Origin of the sequence: Enterobacter cloacae complex sp. P6RS (assembly GCF_014982245.1) — a bacterium.
Taxonomy (GTDB): Bacteria; Pseudomonadota; Gammaproteobacteria; order Enterobacterales; family Enterobacteriaceae; genus Enterobacter; species Enterobacter bugandensis.
This window is the reverse complement of the sequence record NZ_JADCLB010000020.1, coordinates 301,099-318,361: the sequence shown is the minus strand read 5'-3', so window position 1 is coordinate 318,361 and position 17,263 is coordinate 301,099. Positions and strand designations below refer to the sequence as shown.

At 59.0% G+C, this 17,263-nt stretch carries 15 protein-coding genes; 14 read left to right on the top strand and 1 reads right to left on the bottom strand.

The genetic code is table 11. The annotated features are described in order from the left end of the window. Window positions 1-84: 84 nt before the first annotated feature. Window positions 85-1,350: a dicarboxylate/amino acid:cation symporter gene (locus INF73_RS15225; RefSeq protein ID WP_063942288.1), complete on the bottom strand. Its 1,266-nt coding sequence runs from the start codon at window positions 1,348-1,350 to the stop codon at window positions 85-87. Window positions 1,351-1,781: 431 nt separating this feature from the next. On the opposite strand from INF73_RS15225, the gene INF73_RS15220 reads away from it, so the two are divergent. The 14 genes from INF73_RS15220 (at window position 1,782) to INF73_RS15155 (ending at window position 17,157) form a co-directional block, all read left to right on the top strand. Then, window positions 1,782-2,354: a spore coat protein U domain-containing protein gene (locus tag INF73_RS15220; RefSeq protein WP_028013650.1), complete on the top strand. Its 573-nt coding sequence runs from the start codon at window positions 1,782-1,784 to the stop codon at window positions 2,352-2,354. 8 nt (window positions 2,355-2,362) lie between these two features. Next, on the top strand, window positions 2,363-2,911 hold the full coding sequence (locus INF73_RS15215; RefSeq protein WP_028013649.1) for a spore coat U domain-containing protein: 549 nt from the start codon (window positions 2,363-2,365) through the stop codon (window positions 2,909-2,911). A 17-nt stretch (window positions 2,912-2,928) separates the two neighbouring features. After that, entirely contained in the window at window positions 2,929-3,690 is a 762-nt protein-coding gene (locus INF73_RS15210) for a molecular chaperone (protein ID WP_045260435.1), read from the top strand. After that, the gene (locus INF73_RS15205) at window positions 3,666-6,050 is read left to right on the top strand and encodes a fimbria/pilus outer membrane usher protein (protein WP_045260326.1); all 2,385 of its coding nucleotides are present in this window, start codon (window positions 3,666-3,668) and stop codon (window positions 6,048-6,050) included. Before INF73_RS15210 ends, INF73_RS15205 begins: the two co-directional genes overlap by 25 nt. After that, a complete protein-coding gene (locus INF73_RS15200) occupies window positions 6,047-7,009 on the top strand; it encodes a spore coat U domain-containing protein (RefSeq protein ID WP_028013646.1) in 963 nt (320 codons plus the stop codon). The genes INF73_RS15205 and INF73_RS15200 overlap by 4 nt, the downstream gene beginning before the upstream one ends. An 84-nt stretch (window positions 7,010-7,093) precedes the next feature. Beyond that, window positions 7,094-8,761, top strand: a complete 1,668-nt coding sequence (gene tar, locus INF73_RS15195; RefSeq protein WP_193540526.1) for a methyl-accepting chemotaxis protein II — start codon at window positions 7,094-7,096, stop codon at window positions 8,759-8,761. Between the two features lie 44 nt (window positions 8,762-8,805). Beyond that, window positions 8,806-10,407, top strand: a complete 1,602-nt coding sequence (gene tap, locus INF73_RS15190) for a methyl-accepting chemotaxis protein IV (RefSeq protein ID WP_041909430.1) — start codon at window positions 8,806-8,808, stop codon at window positions 10,405-10,407. Between the two features lie 19 nt (window positions 10,408-10,426). Next, complete coding sequence (gene cheR, locus INF73_RS15185) at window positions 10,427-11,293, top strand: protein-glutamate O-methyltransferase CheR (RefSeq protein WP_014884342.1); 867 nt, start codon at window positions 10,427-10,429, stop codon at window positions 11,291-11,293. Then, complete coding sequence (locus tag INF73_RS15180) at window positions 11,290-12,339, top strand: chemotaxis response regulator protein-glutamate methylesterase (RefSeq protein ID WP_014884341.1); 1,050 nt, start codon at window positions 11,290-11,292, stop codon at window positions 12,337-12,339. Before cheR ends, INF73_RS15180 begins: the two co-directional genes overlap by 4 nt. A gap of 17 nt (window positions 12,340-12,356) precedes the next feature. Next, the gene (cheY, locus tag INF73_RS15175) at window positions 12,357-12,746 is read left to right on the top strand and encodes a chemotaxis response regulator CheY (protein WP_008500431.1); all 390 of its coding nucleotides are present in this window, start codon (window positions 12,357-12,359) and stop codon (window positions 12,744-12,746) included. Between the two features lie 10 nt (window positions 12,747-12,756). After that, a complete protein-coding gene (gene cheZ, locus INF73_RS15170; RefSeq protein WP_028013643.1) occupies window positions 12,757-13,401 on the top strand; it encodes a protein phosphatase CheZ in 645 nt (214 codons plus the stop codon). A gap of 147 nt (window positions 13,402-13,548) precedes the next feature. After that, window positions 13,549-14,697, top strand: coding sequence for a flagellar biosynthesis protein FlhB (gene flhB, locus INF73_RS15165; RefSeq protein ID WP_028013642.1), 1,149 nt, complete (start codon window positions 13,549-13,551; stop codon window positions 14,695-14,697). Further along, window positions 14,690-16,768, top strand: a complete 2,079-nt coding sequence (gene flhA, locus INF73_RS15160) for a flagellar biosynthesis protein FlhA (protein ID WP_193540528.1) — start codon at window positions 14,690-14,692, stop codon at window positions 16,766-16,768. Before flhB ends, flhA begins: the two co-directional genes overlap by 8 nt. After that, entirely contained in the window at window positions 16,765-17,157 is a 393-nt protein-coding gene (locus tag INF73_RS15155) for a flagellar protein FlhE (RefSeq protein ID WP_028013640.1), read from the top strand. The genes flhA and INF73_RS15155 overlap by 4 nt, the downstream gene beginning before the upstream one ends. The last annotated feature ends 106 nt before the right edge of the window (window positions 17,158-17,263 follow it).

Below are 17,263 nucleotides of genomic sequence, written 5' to 3'. Positions count from 1 at the left end.
AGGTTGCCGTTTTTAGTGTTTGCTCCCTCTCCCACAGAGAGAGGGCTGGGGTGAGGGCATCAGGCCTCACCCTTTTTCATGCCATTACGCTTCCTGCTTTACCAGTTCAGCTTCAGCTTCAGCTTCCCGCGCACCTTCATTCTGCGAGAGCATCGCCGTCGCAATCCCGTTCCCCAGCACGTTAATCGCGGAACGCCCCATATCCAGGAAGTGGTCGATCCCCATCAGCAGCAGGATCCCCGCCACCGGAATGTTAAAGCTTGGGATCGTTGCGGCCAGCACCACCAGCGAGGAGCGCGGCACGCCCGCAATGCCTTTTGACGCCAGCATCAGGGTTAACATCAGCACCGTCACCTCAGAGAAGCTCAGGTGAATGTTGTACGCCTGCGCAATAAACATCGAGGCGAACGAGCAGTACACCATTGACCCCACGAGGTTGAAGGAGTAGCCAATCGGCAGAACGAAAGAGGCGATATTGCGCGAGCAGCCAAAGCGCTCCAGCTGCTCCAGCGTTTTAGGGTAGGCCGCTTCAGAACTGCTGGTGGTGAATGCGACCAGCACCGGATCTTTCAGCATGCTGACCAGGCGAAACACCTCTTTTTTCAGCACCATGTAACCCACGGCCAGCAGCACCATGCAGGTGAGAAGAATGGCAACGTAGTAGCCGCCAATAAAGGAGGCGTAGTTCAACAGGATGCCCAGACCCTGCGTGGCAATGACGGAGGAGATCGCCGCGAAGATGGCCAGCGGCGCAACGTACATCACGTAACCCGTTACCTTCAGCATGATATGGGAAACCACATCCAGTGCGGCCACCAGCGGCGCATTGAATTTCTGCCCCAGCGACGCGCCGCCGATGCCGAAGAACATCGAGAACACCACTATCTGCAGGATCTCATTGTTCGACATCGCCCCCGCGATGCTGGTGGGAATGGTGTGAGACAGGAACGCTTTCAGCGTCATCCCGCCCACGGCCAGACCGGTATCCACCGCCTCGGTTGGAATAGTCAGGTTCAGGCCGCTTCCCGGACGCTCCAGCGTGACGATAAACAGTCCGACCAGAATAGAAAGCACGGATGAACTGATGAACCATACCATCGCTTTTCCGCCCACCCGGCCTATGGTGGAGGTTTCTCCCAGCTTCATAATGCCTACGGTCAGCGTGCTGAAGACCAGCGGCGCAATAACCATTTTGATCAGACGGAGGAAAATATCGGTCAGAAGGGTAATATTATCCGACCAGGCTTTGATGGCATCCGCAGATGCGTACTCGTGAATTGCCGCCCCTGAAAGAATACCCGCCAGCATGAATATCACGATGAAGAGTGTAAGTTTGTTTGCACTTGCCACGAAAAAAGACCCTCTATGCGCTATCAGATGTCGCCCGCGCCGATACATATAAATTTTTTATTACTGCGCGGGAAAATATTCGGCACATAAATTGACGCAAAGCGTAGGGGGTTACAACAAGTTTTTAAGTTTTATTGATTTTGTTGTTAGTGGCATAACGATATATTGTGATGGTGATCACACTATAAGGGATATATTCTCTTCTGAAAAAATAAAAATGCGGCCAAAATAATTTTAATTCATTGTTATTTATAAGAATATTAAGTCAATAGGACACAAGGATTATGCGTTTTGGGGCGGGTGGTGGAAGCGATATCCGTAAACTAAATTCTCATTAACCCCTCTCAGAGGAACCTTAAGCGGGGCTAACATCTTGAACAGCATAAATAAAATGTGGCAAGGGAACGCGTTTGACTTCCGGAGGGTGGAAAATGAAAAGAAAACGCCTTTTAATCTGCGCTGGCGCGTTACTGGCGGCGACAACGGTACATCCTGCGCTGGCCGTGACCAGCAGCGGCACCATCGGTGCGACGCTGACCCTCACAAACGGGTGTCTGATTAACGGATCGCCCACGCAAAACGGTATTAACTTCGGGACACTCGATTTTGGTACCCATCCCGCCACGTTTTCCACGCTGACCACCCAGCTCACCGGCGCCAGCGGCGGGAATACGTTCACCATTCAGTGCACCACCGCCAGCTATACGGTGGCGATCACCGGCAACACTAACTCCACCGCACCCGGTACCGTGGTCGGCACGCCGGGCACGCCTGCGCGCTATCTGATCAATACCGCCAATGCGGCGCAGGGCGTGGCTTACAGTCTGTACAGCGACAGCGGATTTAACAACGTCATCGCCAACAACGCGGCGCTGCCGGTCGCGTCGACGGCGGGCGGGGTCAACAGCTACACCCTTTACGGGCGCATCACCGGCGGCGGTAACAGCGTCACGGTGGTGCCGGGCACTTATACCGACACGATCAACGTCAGCGTCACCTACTAGCTCCAGCCATGAAGGCCTCCTTTTTAAGTCTGCGCGCTTGCGCAGAGGGGATCGTGCAGCCTTTTTTTGCGCTGGCGCTGGGGCTGACCCTGGTTTCCGGGGCCGGCGCGGTGACGTCGCAGTCGTTTAAGGTGAGCGCGACCGTCGTGCCGGGATGTTCTGTCACGACGGGGACCGGCGGGATCTTCGGGACGCTGGATTTTGGGACCCATACCGGCGTGGAGAGTGCCCCGGTCAGCACCAGCTTTGTGCCCAACGGGGCGCTGTCCATCGCCTGCACGCCGGGCGTGGCGCTGAGCATGAGCATCAACGGCGGGCAAAACTACGCCTCGGTGCGCCGCATGACGCGTTCAGGCGGCACTGACGTGGTGGGCTACCGGCTTTACAGCAGCAGTTCACTGGCGGCGAACAGTGAGATTGGGGTCAACCAGGCCATCCCGGTGACCTACACCAACAGCAACAATATTGCACTACCACTTTTTGGCGTAGCGCTGCTGACGGGATTTAGCCCGGCAGGCACCTATTCCGATCAGCTCACCGTGACCTTGTCATGGTGAAAAAGGGAGAACATTCGATGAAGCCACTATTCAGGCATTGGTACCTGGTGAGTATGTTGGGCGTGACCGCCATGGCGGCAGGACAGGCGCAGGCGGCGGCGACCATTCTGTTATGGCCCATCGATCCGTGGCTGTCGGCCGACAGCAAAGCGACTGAATTGTGGATCCAGAATCAGGGAAACAGTGCCACAACGATGCAGGTGCGCATTGTGCGCTGGAAGCAGGAGGGGGGCTTTGAGCGCTATACCGCCCAGCAGGACGTGGTCGCCAGCCCGCCCATCGTCACCATCGGCAAAGGCAGTAAACAGCTGATCCGCCTGATCAAACAGGGTACGGTTCCGATGGGCGTTGAACAAGCCTATCGCATTATCGTGGATGAAATTCCCCAGCCGGACGCGAAGGCCGACCCCGCCATCGGCCTTAAACTGCAGATGCGCTATTCCATACCGCTGTTCGTTTACGGACAGGGGATCCCGACAATAAAAGAGGGGGCGCATCATGCCCTCGTGGATACCCGTAACCTGAGCTGGCGCGTCACGCAGGTGGCGGGCCAGCCTGCCATTGAAGTGCGCAATCAGGGTGATGTTCACGTCAGGCTCAGCCAGGTGGCGCTGGAGCAGGGGGGACAAAAGCGCATGATTGCGGATGGCCTGCTGGGGTATGTGCTGCCGGGCAGCACCCGCAGCTGGCCGATTCCGGCCGGGATCCGCCAGCCCAGCCAGATAAGCGCGCAGATTAATGCCAGGGATGCACAATGGCAGTCGACGCCCGTCAACTGAAGCCCGCAATGATGATCCTGCTTTGCGTGAGTACCAGTACCTGGGCCGAACCGGGTGATGACAGCTTACCGCCGCCGCCGCAAGCGCAGGCGATAAACGGGGAGGCGGTTTTCCAGCTCGCCCTGGTACTGAACCACTACGACACCGGGCTGGTGGTTCCCGTGACGCAACGCGACGGCGCTTACTATATCTCCAGCGCCGATTTGCTGCGCGCCGGGCTTCCGCCTGAACATGTGCCCAACGGCGACGTCAATCTCAGCACGCTTCCGGCGGTGCGGGTGGAGTACGACAGTCCCGCCCAGCGTCTGCTGCTGACCGTGCCCCGTGAGTGGATAACCTCCCGCGTCACCCCGTTTGGCGGCCAGCCGACGCAGAGTAAGCCTCACTATGGCAGAGGCGCGCTGCTCAATTACGATTTTTATACCAACCATACCGAGCACGTCGGCGGGCAGGCCTCGCTCTGGCATGAATTCCGCTACTTCAATGAAAACGGTTCATTCTCCTCCACCGGCTACGCCCGCGAAAATTTCACCGGCAACGACGGTCAGCAGGAGGGCTATGTCCGCTATGACACCACCCTGCTGGTGACCAACGAGGAGGACGCCACCACCTGGACCGCCGGGGATGTCATCAGCGATGCCCTGAGCTGGAGCAGCAGCGTCCGCATGGGCGGGATCAGCTATGGGCGTGATTTCTCCCTGCGTCCGGACCTGGTGACCTGGCCGCTGCCGGAATTTTCAGGTGAAGCGGCGGTGCCGACCTCGGTCGACCTCTTCATCAACGGCTACCGCTCCGGGTCCACGCAGCTGCAGCCCGGGCCGTTCACCCTGACGAACCTGCCCTACATTAACGGCGCCGGGGATGCGGTGCTGGTCACCACCGATGCGCTGGGGCGCCAGGTGAGTACCACGCTGCCGTTTTACGTCACCAGCGATCTGCTGAAAGAAGGGCTGAGCGACGGGGCCGTTACCCTGGGGAGCCTGCGGCGCAACTACGGCATTAAGAATTTTGACTACGGCCCGGCGGCGGGGAGCGGATCGTATCGCTACGGCCTGACGGACTGGCTGACGCTGGAGGGGCACGCCGAAGGCGCGGAGGAACTGGCGCTCGCCGGTGCGGGGACGGTGGTCAAGCTGGGGCGTTTTGGCGTGGTGAATACCTCGTACAGCCAGAGCCGGATGCGCGGAGATGACGGCGGGCAAATCAACTGGGGCTACCAGTACAGCACCAGCGAGTTCAGCCTCGCCACCCAGCATACCCGCCGCGATCGCGGCTTTGGTAACCTGGCCCTGTATGACCAGCCGACGGTGTACGACGAAAATGACCGCCCCATCGCCAGCTTTAGCCGCAATACCGATCAATATTCCCTGACCTTCAACCTGGGGGAATACGGCAACATCGGGGCGGCCTGGATCGGCGTGGAGAGCTTTGACAGCCAGAAAACCGAGCTGCTTAACCTCTCCTGGAGCCGAAATCTGTGGGGCTCCAGCAGCATTTACCTCGCCGCCAGCCGGGACCAGCAGCGGGGCGACTGGACGGTCGCGATGTCATTCCAGGTGCCGCTGGGCGAACGCGACAGCGCGGCGCTCACCGTGGAAAATACCCCGGATGCAGGCAGCACGCAGCGCATCAACTACAACCACTCGATGCCCTCCGACGGCGGCTTCAGCTGGAATATGGCGTGGGCGAACCAGTCGCGATCGAATAACTACCAGCAGGGAACGGTGGGCTGGCGCAATAACAATATCGAGCTGCAGGGGGGCGGGTACGGCGAGAAGGGCATGATGACCTGGTGGAGCGAAGCGATGGGCTCCCTGGTGCTGATGGACGGCGAACTGTTTGCGGCAAACAAAATCAACGATGCGTTTGTGGTCATCAGCACCGATGGCCAGCCGGATGTCCCCGTCAGCTATGAAAACCAGCCGGTTGGTAAAACCAACCGCAACGGGTATCTGCTGGTGAGCGGCGTCTCGGCCTATTACCCGGCAAGCTACAGTATTAATACCCTGAACCTGCCTGCCGACACCCGGCTGAAAGAGACCGAGCGGCGGGTGGCGATCCGCCGCCACAGCGGTTATCTGGTGGATTTCCCGATGGAACAGGAGCGGGTAGCGAGCGTCATCCTGCACGACGCGCAGGGGGAGGCCATTCCGGTGGGAAGCCAGGTTCGACGCGCCTCGCGCAGCAATGCGGTGGTGGGATATGACGGGATTGCCTGGCTGGAAAACCTCAGCGACGTCAATCTGCTCGACGTCACGACGCCGACAGGCAAACGCTGCAGGGCAACGCTGACCATCGGCGCGAACCCGGACCACAGGCTGCAAACCTACGGCCCGCTGGTCTGCCGGGAGGGGCCATGAAGCGCTGGGTGATGTTGCTCCTGCTGCTGCTCTCCGGCGGCAGCTGGGCGGCCTGTACCGTCAGCACGGTCAATGCGTCGTTCGGCAGCGTCACGTCGTTTGCGCTGAGCGGCTCCGGGGAGGTGGAGACCACCGGCACGCTGGTGGTGGCGTGTGATGCGATACTCAACCTGCTGACGAACGACTCGGTGACGCTGAACTACACCGCAGCAACGATATCGGCCAACAGTCGTGCGACCCTGAAACGCACCGATAATGCCGCCATCACGGACGTGATCCCCACCCGGCTGTGTGGACTTTCGGGTTGCGCGAGCAGCAGTGAGGTACAGATAAGTAAATCGTATACCTGGAGCGGAAATACCTTGCTGGGATTGCTCGGGTCAAAGCAGTACAACATTCCGCTCTATTTCCGCACCGTCGCCGGACAAAACGTCTCTGCCGGGCCGTATCAGGTGCAGTTAACCTTCAGCGTTAACTACAGCGTCTGTTCCGTGGGGGCGCTCGGTATTTGCACCATCAATCAAACGGGAACCGCAACGACCAGCATTCTGCTTAACATGAACGTCACCAACGACTGCAGCGCCATGACCACGCCGGACGTCAACTTTAACAGTGCGCCGCTGGTGCAAAATTTCCCCACGGTCTCGCAGGCGATTGCCGTCACCTGTACCAAAGGCAGTACCTATACCATCGGGATTAACAATGGTGCCAACGCGCTGAATAACGTGCGCCGGATGGTGAGCGGCAGTAACTACCTGAGTTATGACATCTATAAAGAAGCCACGACTAACCGCTGGGGCAGCAGCGGCAGCGAACGCTGGACCAGCGCGACCTCCTCGCTGGTCAGCGCCGACGGCCTGCTGCGTACCTATAACTACACCGCCAAAGTCCTGACGAATCAGGCCACGCCACCCGCCGGTACCTACACCGATACGCTGATTGTTGACGTCGCGTTTTAACCCCGCGCTTTTCCCTTTCGCAAATGTAAAGTTCCTGTGGCCTGTGCCGATAACACCGTTAATAAATCTATGAGAAGGTGTTGTATGTTGAACCGTATCCGCGTTGTCACAATGCTCATGATGGTGCTGGTCATTTTCGCACTACTTCAGCTTATCTCCGGCGGGCTTTTTTTCTCGTCTTTAAAACAGAACCAGGACAGTTTCGCCGCCTCAAACGATCTCCGCCTGCAGCAGAGTGAGCTCACCTCAACGTGGGATCTGATGCTGCAAACGCGTATCAACCTGAGCCGCTCGTCCGCGCGCATGATGATGGATCCCAACAACCAGCAGAGCAGCGCGAAAACCGATCTGCTGAAAAATGCCCGGGCGACCCTCGCTGACGCCGCTAAACATTACAACGCCTTCAAGAAGATCGCACCGCAGCCTGCTATGGCACAGGTGAGCCAGAACATTGATGAAAAATACAGCGCTTACCATGCCGGGCTGACGGAGCTGATTCAGTTCCTGGAGAGCGGCAACATGGATGCCTACTTCGCACAGCCGACGCAGGGGATGCAAAACGCACTCGGCGCGGCGCTGGGGGAATACGCGAAGGCCAGCGGCGATCTGTATCACTCGGCCTTTACTGAAAGCCAGAATGACTACCGCTTTGCGAAATGGCAGATGGCGGTATTGGCCCTGGCGCTGGTCATTGTGCTGTTCGCGGTGTGGTACGGCATTCGCCATATCCTGCTGAACCCTCTCGGCCGCGTGATTGCCCATATTCGCGAGATTGCCTCTGGCGATCTGACCAAAACGCTGACCGTTTCCGGACGTAACGAGATCACCGAGCTGGCCAACAGCGTCGACCACATGCAGCGTTCATTGATCGAGACCGTCGCCAACGTGCGTAACGGATCCGAGGCGATCTATACCGGCACCAGCGAAATCGCGATGGGGAATAACGATCTCTCATCTCGTACCGAGCAGCAGGCGTCGGCGCTGGAAGAGACGGCCGCCAGCATGGAGCAGCTCACCGCAACCGTGAAGCAGAACGCCGATAACGCCCGCCAGGCGTCTCAGCTGGCGGAAAGCGCCTCCGAAACCGCGCAGCGCGGCGGTCGCGTGGTGGATGGCGTGGTGAAAACCATGCACGAAATCGCCGACAGCTCGAAGAAAATCGCCGACATCATCAGCGTCATCGACGGCATTGCCTTCCAGACCAACATCCTCGCGCTCAACGCCGCCGTGGAAGCGGCGCGTGCGGGCGAACAGGGACGCGGGTTTGCCGTGGTGGCCGGGGAAGTGCGCAACCTTGCCAGCCGCAGCGCCAACGCGGCAAAAGAGATTAAATCCCTGATTGAAGACTCCGTCTCCCGCGTGGATACCGGCTCCGTGCTGGTGGAAAGCGCCGGGGAGACCATGAATGACATCGTGAATGCCGTTACCCGCGTAACGGACATCATGGGTGAAATCGCCTCTGCGTCCGATGAGCAGAGTCGTGGTATCGACCAGGTTGCCCTGGCGGTATCGGAAATGGACCGCGTGACACAGCAAAACGCCGCCCTGGTGCAGGAGTCCGCTGCGGCGGCCGCTGCGCTGGAAGACCAGGCGAGCCGTCTGAAGATGGCCGTCTCGGCGTTTCGTCTCGCTTCACTCGCTGGAAATACGGTCACTGCGCAGGCTACGTACTGCGCGCCAGCCGCCGACACGGCGGTCACCCGCACCCGTGCTGCAACGACCGGACAAGATGAAAACTGGGAAACATTTTGACTGACAATTAAACCGCGGCTGCTTGCCGCTTGATGGGAGCGTGGATGTTAAATCGTATTCGTATCTCGACCACACTGTTTTTGATTCTGATCCTTTGCGGTGTGTTGCAGGTTGGCAGTAACGGGTTGTCTTTTTGGGCGTTTCGCGATGGCTATCAGAATTTGCAGGACGTTGAGGCGAGTAATCAGCAGCGCTCCGCACTGGCACAAACGCGTGCCGTGCTGTTGCAGGCAAGCACTGCGCTGAACAAGGCAGGAACCTTAACCGCGCTCAGCTATCCGCCGGATGACATTAAGGCGCTGATGGCAACGGCGCGCGACAGCCTGAAGCAGGCAGACGCACAGTTTAAGGCCTTCACGGCGCAGGCGGCCGACGGCGAGAAAGAGAAAGCGCTGAAGGCGGCCATGAAAAAGAACTTTGAGCAGTGGTACAGCGATCTGGACCACCAGGCGACCTGGCTTGAGAACAACCAGCTTTCGGACTTCATGACCGCTCCGGTCCAGGCGTCTCAGGCGGCGTTTGACGGCAGCTTTGACGCGTGGCAGCAGGATATCAATCAGTCCGTTCTGCGCGCCGGTGAAGCAAGCCGCACCAGCTATCACATGTCGGGCGTTATCTTTGCCGTCGTTGTGATTCTGGCGGGGCTGCTGACCGGCGGGGCGCTGCTCTGGGCGCGCAGAATGATTGTGCAGCCTCTGGCGATTATCAGCAGCCACTTCGACAGTATTGCGAAGGGGGATCTGGCGCGTCCGGTGGCGGTGTTTGGCAAAAACGAAATTTCGGCGATCTTTGCCAGCCTGAAGGCCATGCAGGGGTCGCTGCGGGAAACGGTATCCGACGTGCGTCAGGGCAGTTACGCCATGCATACGGGGATCTCAGAGATTGCGGCAGGGAATAACGATCTCTCGTCCCGCACCGAGCAGCAGGCGGCGTCGCTGGCGCAGACGGCGGCCAGTATGGAACAGCTGACCGCGACGGTAAGCCAGAACGCCGATAACGCGCGCCAGGCGTCTGACCTGTCAAAACAGGCGGCGCTGACGGCGAAGAGAGGGGGCGATCAGGCCTCTCACGTGGCCAGCACCATGCAGGAGATTGCCGCCAGCTCGCAGAAGATCGGCGACATCATCAGCGTGATTGACGGTATTGCGTTTCAGACCAATATCCTGGCGCTGAACGCCGCCGTGGAAGCGGCGCGCGCCGGCGAGCAGGGACGTGGGTTTGCGGTGGTGGCAGGTGAAGTGCGAAACCTGGCGAGCCGCAGCGCTAACGCGGCGAAAGAGATTAAGTCCCTCATTGAAGAGTCGGTCTCTCGCGTCCAGCAGGGGTCTGCCCTTGTGGATACGGCGGCGCATACCATGCACGAGATCGTCACCTCGGTGACGCGGGTTAACGACATCATGGGCGAGATTGCCTCGGCGTCGGATGAACAGCGTCGCGGGATAGAGCAGGTGGCTCAGGCCGTCAGCCAGATGGATCAGGTGACGCAACAGAATGCCTCGTTAGTTGAGGAAGCGGCAGCGGCAACCGATCAGCTGGCCAGCCAGGCGGATCGTCTCACCGGGCTGGTCGCGGTATTTAATGTGAAAGAGCACGTTGAAGCAGTAACAGAAGTCGGGCGGTCGCAGGCCGTGCCAGTTGTATCCTGAATGTAATTAAGAAGGCGCTATGACATCACCAATGCCCCCTGGGCAAACGTCATTATTGTTGCAGATGACACAGCGCCTCGCGCTGTCCGACGCGCATTTTCGTCGGATATGTCAGTTAATCTACCAGCGTGCGGGGATCGTGCTTGCGGATCATAAGCGGGACATGGTCTACAACCGTCTGGTGCGGCGCTTGCGTACGCTGGGGCTGGATGATTTTGGCCGCTATCTGAGCATGCTCGAAGCGAACCAGAACAGCGCGGAGTGGCAGGCTTTTATTAACTCACTCACGACCAACCTGACGGCCTTTTTCCGCGAAGCCCACCACTTTCCGGTTCTGGCCGAGCACGCGCGCCGTCGCACCGGGGAGTATCGCGTATGGAGTGCGGCCGCCTCGACGGGCGAAGAGCCGTACTCGCTGGCGATCACCCTTGCAGACACGCTGGGCATGGCGCCGGGACGCTGGAAAGTCTACGCCAGCGATATCGACACCGAGGTGCTGGAGAAAGCGCGCAACGGCGTGTATCGCCAGGACGAGCTGAAAACGCTGTCGCCGCAGCAGCTGCAGCGTTACTTCATGCGTGGCACGGGGCCGCATGAAGGCCTGGTTCGCGTACGCCAGGAGCTGGCGAACTGCGTCGAATTCGCGCCCGTTAACCTGCTCGATAAGCAGTACAACGTGCCGGGGCCTTTCGACGCCATTTTTTGCCGTAACGTCATGATCTATTTTGATAAAACGACGCAACAGGACATTCTGCGTCGGTTTGTTCCGTTGCTCAAGCCTGACGGTTTACTGTTTGCCGGGCACTCGGAAAACTTCAGCAACCTCGCGCGTGAGTTTAGCCTGCGTGGGCAAACGGTATATGCGCTGAGTAAGGAAAAAGCATGAGTAAAATCAGGGTATTGTCTGTCGATGATTCAGCGCTGATGCGTCAGATCATGACTGAAATCATCAATAGCCACAGCGACATGGAGATGGTGGCCACTGCGCCGGATCCGCTGGTAGCGCGGGATTTAATTAAAAAATATAACCCCGACGTGCTAACGCTGGATGTCGAGATGCCGCGCATGGATGGCATAGATTTCCTTGAGAAATTGATGCGCCTGCGTCCCATGCCGGTGGTGATGGTCTCCTCCCTGACCGGGAAAGGATCGGAAATCACTCTGCGCGCGCTGGAGCTGGGGGCGGTGGATTTTGTCACCAAACCGCAGCTCGGCATTCGCGAGGGGATGCTGGCGTACAGCGAGATGATCGCCGAGAAAATTCGCACCGCCTCGCGCGCGAAGCTCGCGGCCCACAAGCCGATGGCCGCGCCGGCAACCCTGAAGGCCGGACCGTTACTCAGCTCGGAAAAACTGCTGGTTATTGGGGCGTCAACCGGAGGAACAGAGGCAATTCGCCATGTACTCCAGCCATTGCCGCTTTCAAGTCCGGGTATTCTGATCACGCAGCATATGCCGCCTGGCTTTACCCGCTCCTTCGCCGAACGTCTGAACAAGCTGTGCCAGATCAGCGTGAAAGAGGCGGAAGACGGCGAGCGCGTGCTGCCGGGACATGCGTATATCGCACCGGGGGACAAGCATATGGAGCTGGCGCGCAGCGGCGCTAACTATCAAATCAAAATTCATGACGGACCGCCGGTTAACCGGCACCGTCCGTCGGTGGATGTGCTGTTTCATTCGGTGGCGAAACATGCGGGGCGCAACGCCGTTGGGGTGATCCTGACGGGGATGGGCAACGACGGTGCCGCCGGAATGCTTGCAATGCACCAGGCTGGCGCCTGGACGATTGCGCAGAATGAAGCAAGTTGTGTGGTGTTCGGCATGCCGCGCGAGGCCATCAATATGGGTGGCGTGAGCGAAGTGGTCGATCTTAGCCAGGTAAGCCAGCAGATGCTGGCGAAAATCAGTGCCGGACAGGCAATACGTATTTGACTCAGGAGTATTATTTTATGGCGGATAAAGAGCTTAAGTTTTTGGTTGTGGATGACTTTTCCACCATGCGTCGCATTGTGCGCAACCTGCTGAAAGAGCTGGGCTTCAACAACGTTGAAGAAGCAGAAGACGGCGTGGATGCGCTGAACAAACTGCAGGCTGGCGGGTTTGGTTTTGTCATCTCCGACTGGAACATGCCAAACATGGACGGTCTGGAACTGTTGAAAACCATTCGTGCTGATGCGGGCATGGCGTCTATGCCGGTGCTGATGGTCACGGCAGAAGCGAAAAAAGAGAACATCATTGCCGCTGCACAGGCGGGCGCAAGCGGCTACGTGGTGAAGCCATTCACCGCGGCGACCCTGGAAGAGAAGCTCGGTAAGATCTTCGAGAAACTCGGCATGTGAGGTGTTGGTGATGATGCAACCTGCTATGAAACCCGTTGAAGAACACTCGCCGAGCGACATCATCGTCCGCATCGGCAGCCTGACGCGCATGCTGCGTGACAGCCTGCGTGAGCTGGGTCTGGATCAGGCGATTGCCGAAGCGGCGGAAGCGATTCCTGACGCCCGCGATCGTCTGGACTACGTCGTGCAGATGACCGCTCAGGCCGCGGAACGTGCGCTGAACAGCGTTGAAGCGTCACAGCCGCACCAGGATGCGATGGAAAAGGGGGCGAAAGCGCTAACCCAACGCTGGGACGAGTGGTTTGAGAACCCCATCGAGCTGGCGGATGCCCGCGAGCTGGTGACCGATACCCGTCAGTTCCTGGGGGATGTGCCGGGCCACACCAGCTTCACCAACGCCCAGCTGCTGGACATCATGATGGCGCAGGATTTCCAGGATCTGACCGGTCAGGTCATCAAGCGCATGATGGATGTGATTCAGGAGATTGAGCGCCAGCTGCTGATGGTGCTGCTGGAGAACATTCCGGAACCGGCTGCCCGTCCAAAACGCGAGAACGAAAGCCTGCTCAATGGTCCGCAGCTCGACGCCAGCAAGGCGGGCGTCGTGGCAAGCCAGGATCAGGTGGACGACCTGCTGGACAGCCTCGGCTTCTGATTGTCCATTCCGCCTCAGGGGGTTACGCCGCCTGAGGCGGTTTACGACAAAATCACCGAAAAGAGCCCGAATAAACGGGCTTTTCCCGCCATTGGATTTCCGCTGCGCTGGCATGATACCCGTGACGTAATGGGCTGAGCATGCACTGTGGCAGAAGAGAACGACGACAAAACGGAAGCCCCCACACCCCACCGACTAGAAAAGGCGCGTGAGGAAGGGCAGATCCCCCGATCCCGAGAATTGACCTCCCTGCTGATCCTTATCGTAGGCGTGTGCATTATCTGGTGGGGCGGGGAGTCGCTCGCCCGCAAGCTGGCGGGGATGCTCTCTACCGGCTTACGTTTTGACCACAGCATGGTCAACGACCCGAATCTGATCCTCAGCCAGATTATTCAGCTGATAAAAGGGGCCATGGTTGCGCTACTGCCCCTGATTACCGGCGTGGTGCTGGTGGCGCTGGTCTCCCCGGTGATGCTGGGCGGGCTGGTCTTTAGCGGAAAATCGCTGCAACCTAAATTTTCAAAACTGAACCCGCTGCAGGGCATTGCGAAAATGTTCTCGGCACAGACCGGGGCCGAGCTGCTCAAGGCTATTCTCAAATCGGTGCTGATGGGCAGTTCCGCAGGGTTTTTCCTCTGGTACCACTGGCCCGAAATGATGCGCCTTATCAGCGAGTCGCCCCTTACCGCGATGAGCAATGCGCTGAACCTGGTCGGGCTTTGCGCGCTGCTGGTGGTGCTCAGCATTATTCCGATGGTGGGTTTTGACGTTATCTTCCAGCTCTATTCCCACTTCAAGAAACTGCGAATGTCACGTCAGGACATCCGCGACGAATATAAGCAGATGGAAGGTGACCCGCACGTGAAGGGGCGCATCCGGCAGATGCAGCGTGCCGCCGCCCGTCGCCGCATGATGGAAGATGTGCCGAAGGCGGACGTCATCGTTACCAACCCGACGCACTATTCCGTGGCGCTGCGCTATGACGAAAACAAAATGAGCGCGCCGAAAGTGGTGGCAAAAGGGGCGGGGCTGATTGCACTGCGTATCAGGGAAATTGGTACCGAAAACCGCGTGCCGATCCTGGAAGCGCCTCCTCTGGCGCGAGCCCTTTACCGCCACGCGGATATCGGACAACAGATCCCTGGTCAGCTCTACGCCGCGGTGGCGGAAGTGCTGGCCTGGGTATGGCAGTTGAAGCGCTGGCGTCTGGCCGGCGGTCAACGGCCTGTCAAACCTGAGAACCTTCCGGTGCCTGCCGCGCTGGATTTTATGAACGAGAAGGACACTGATGGCTAATCTGGTGGCAATGTTGCGCCTGCCCGGCAACCTGAAATCGACCCAATGGCAGATCCTTGCCGGGCCGATCCTCATCCTGTTAATTCTGTCGATGATGGTACTGCCGCTCCCGGCGTTCATCCTCGATCTGCTTTTCACCTTCAATATTGCGCTGTCCATTATGGTGCTGCTGGTGGCGATGTTCACCCAGCGCACGCTGGAGTTCGCCGCGTTCCCGACCATTCTGCTGTTTACCACCTTGCTGCGACTGGCGCTGAACGTGGCTTCCACGCGTATCATCCTGATGGAGGGCCACACCGGCGCGGCAGCGGCGGGTAAGGTGGTCGAGGCCTTCGGCCACTTCCTGGTGGGCGGGAACTTCGCTATCGGGATCGTGGTGTTCGTCATCCTCGTTATCATTAACTTTATGGTTATCACCAAGGGTGCCGGGCGTATCGCGGAAGTGGGCGCGCGCTTTGTGCTCGACGGGATGCCGGGCAAGCAGATGGCGATCGACGCCGATCTGAACGCCGGGCTTATCGCCGAAGATGAAGCCAAAAAGCGCCGCGCGGAAGTGACCCAGGAAGCGGACTTCTACGGCTCCATGGACGGTGCGAGTAAGTTTGTGCGCGGTGATGCCATCGCGGGCATCCTGATCATGGTGATTAACGTGGTCGGTGGCCTGCTGGTGGGGGTACTGCAGCACGGGATGGACATGGGCCATGCGGCGGAAAGCTATACGCTGCTGACCATCGGTGATGGTCTGGTCGCACAGATCCCAGCGCTGGTTATCTCTACTGCGGCGGGCGTTATCGTGACCCGCGTCAGTACCGATCAGGACGTTGGCGAGCAGATGGTGGGCCAGCTGTTCAGTAACCCACGCGTGATGCTGCTGGCCGCGGCGGTTCTCGGGTTGCTCGGCCTGGTGCCGGGTATGCCAAACCTCGTGTTCCTGCTGTTTACGGCGGGGCTGCTGGGCCTTGCCTGGTGGATGCGTGGCCGTGAAACCCAACCGGCAGGGGAACCTGTTCCGGTGAAAATGCCGGAGAACACCCAGGCCGTCGAAGCAACCTGGAACGACGTTCAGCTGGAAGATTCCCTGGGAATGGAAGTGGGGTATCGCCTGATCCCGATGGTGGATTTCCAGCAGGATGGAGAGCTGCTTGGCCGCATCCGCAGCATCCGTAAAAAATTCGCCCAGGACATGGGCTTCCTGCCGCCGGTGGTGCATATCAAGGACAATATGGACCTGCCGCCCGCGCGCTATCGTATTCTGATGAAGGGTGTTGAAATTGGCAGCGGCGAAGCTTACCCGGGACGCTGGCTGGCGATTAACCCAGGCACTGCAGCAGGCACGCTGCCGGGCGAGCAGACCGTCGATCCGGCCTTTGGCCTGGCGGCAATCTGGATTGAAAGCGCGCTGAAAGAGCAGGCGCAAATCCAGGGTTATACGGTTGTCGAAGCCAGTACCGTGGTGGCAACCCACCTTAATCACCTGATTGGGCAATTCTCGGCAGAGCTGTTTGGCCGTCAGGAAGCGCAGCAGCTTCTCGATCGCGTGACGCAGGAGATGCCGAAGCTGACGGAAGACCTGGTGCCGGGCGTGCTGACGTTAACTACGCTGCACAAGGTGCTGCAAAACCTGCTTGAGGAAAAAGTGCCGATCCGCGATATGCGTACTATTCTGGAAACCCTTGCCGAGCATGCGCCGCTGCAGAGCGATCCGCACGAGCTGACGGCGGTGGTGCGCGTGGCGCTGGGGCGTGCGATCACCCAGCAGTGGTTCCCGGGAACCGGTGAAGTCCAGGTGATTGGCCTCGATACGCCGCTTGAACGCCTGCTGCTGCAGGCCCTGCAGGGCGGCGGCGGCCTCGAGCCTGGCCTGGCGGATCGCCTGCTGGAGCAAACTCAGGAGGCGCTGGCGCGTCAGGAGATGCTGGGCGCGCCGCCGGTGCTGCTGGTCAACCACGCGCTGCGTCCGCTGCTGTCGCGCTTCCTGCGCCGCAGCCTGAATCAGCTTGTTGTGCTGTCGAATCTGGAGCTGTCGGATAACCGCCATATCCGCATGACGGCAACGATTGGAGGAAAATAATGAAATGGCTATGGATTTTGCTCTTCCCGCTGGCGGCTCAGGCCGCCGGGGAAGGGACCTGGCAGGCAAGCAGCATGGGCGTGACCCTCAGCAACCGGGGTGTCGCCATGTCTTCTAATCCGCTGTCGCCCTCTGAAACGGTTTCTGGTCAGATGGGGATGGTGGTGTGGAACTACAGGCTGATTGGCCCAACGCCAGCCGGACTGCGGGTGCGCCTCTGCTCACAGACCCGCTGCACGGAAATCGACGGCGAAAATGGCACAACGCAGGCGTTCAACGGCGTGCCGGCCATTGAACCTTTACGTTTTATCTGGGAAGTGCCGGGCGGAGGACGTTTGATCCCGGCGCTAAAGGTGCAGAGTAATTCTGTCATCGTTAACTACCGCTAGCTGCCTGCCTTTGTCACCAGCCATCAGTCAATTCTGATGGCTGTCTCGCAAAATTGACCTCGCCTTTTGATGCAAAAGAAACGCTGTTTTATAAATTAGTGACACG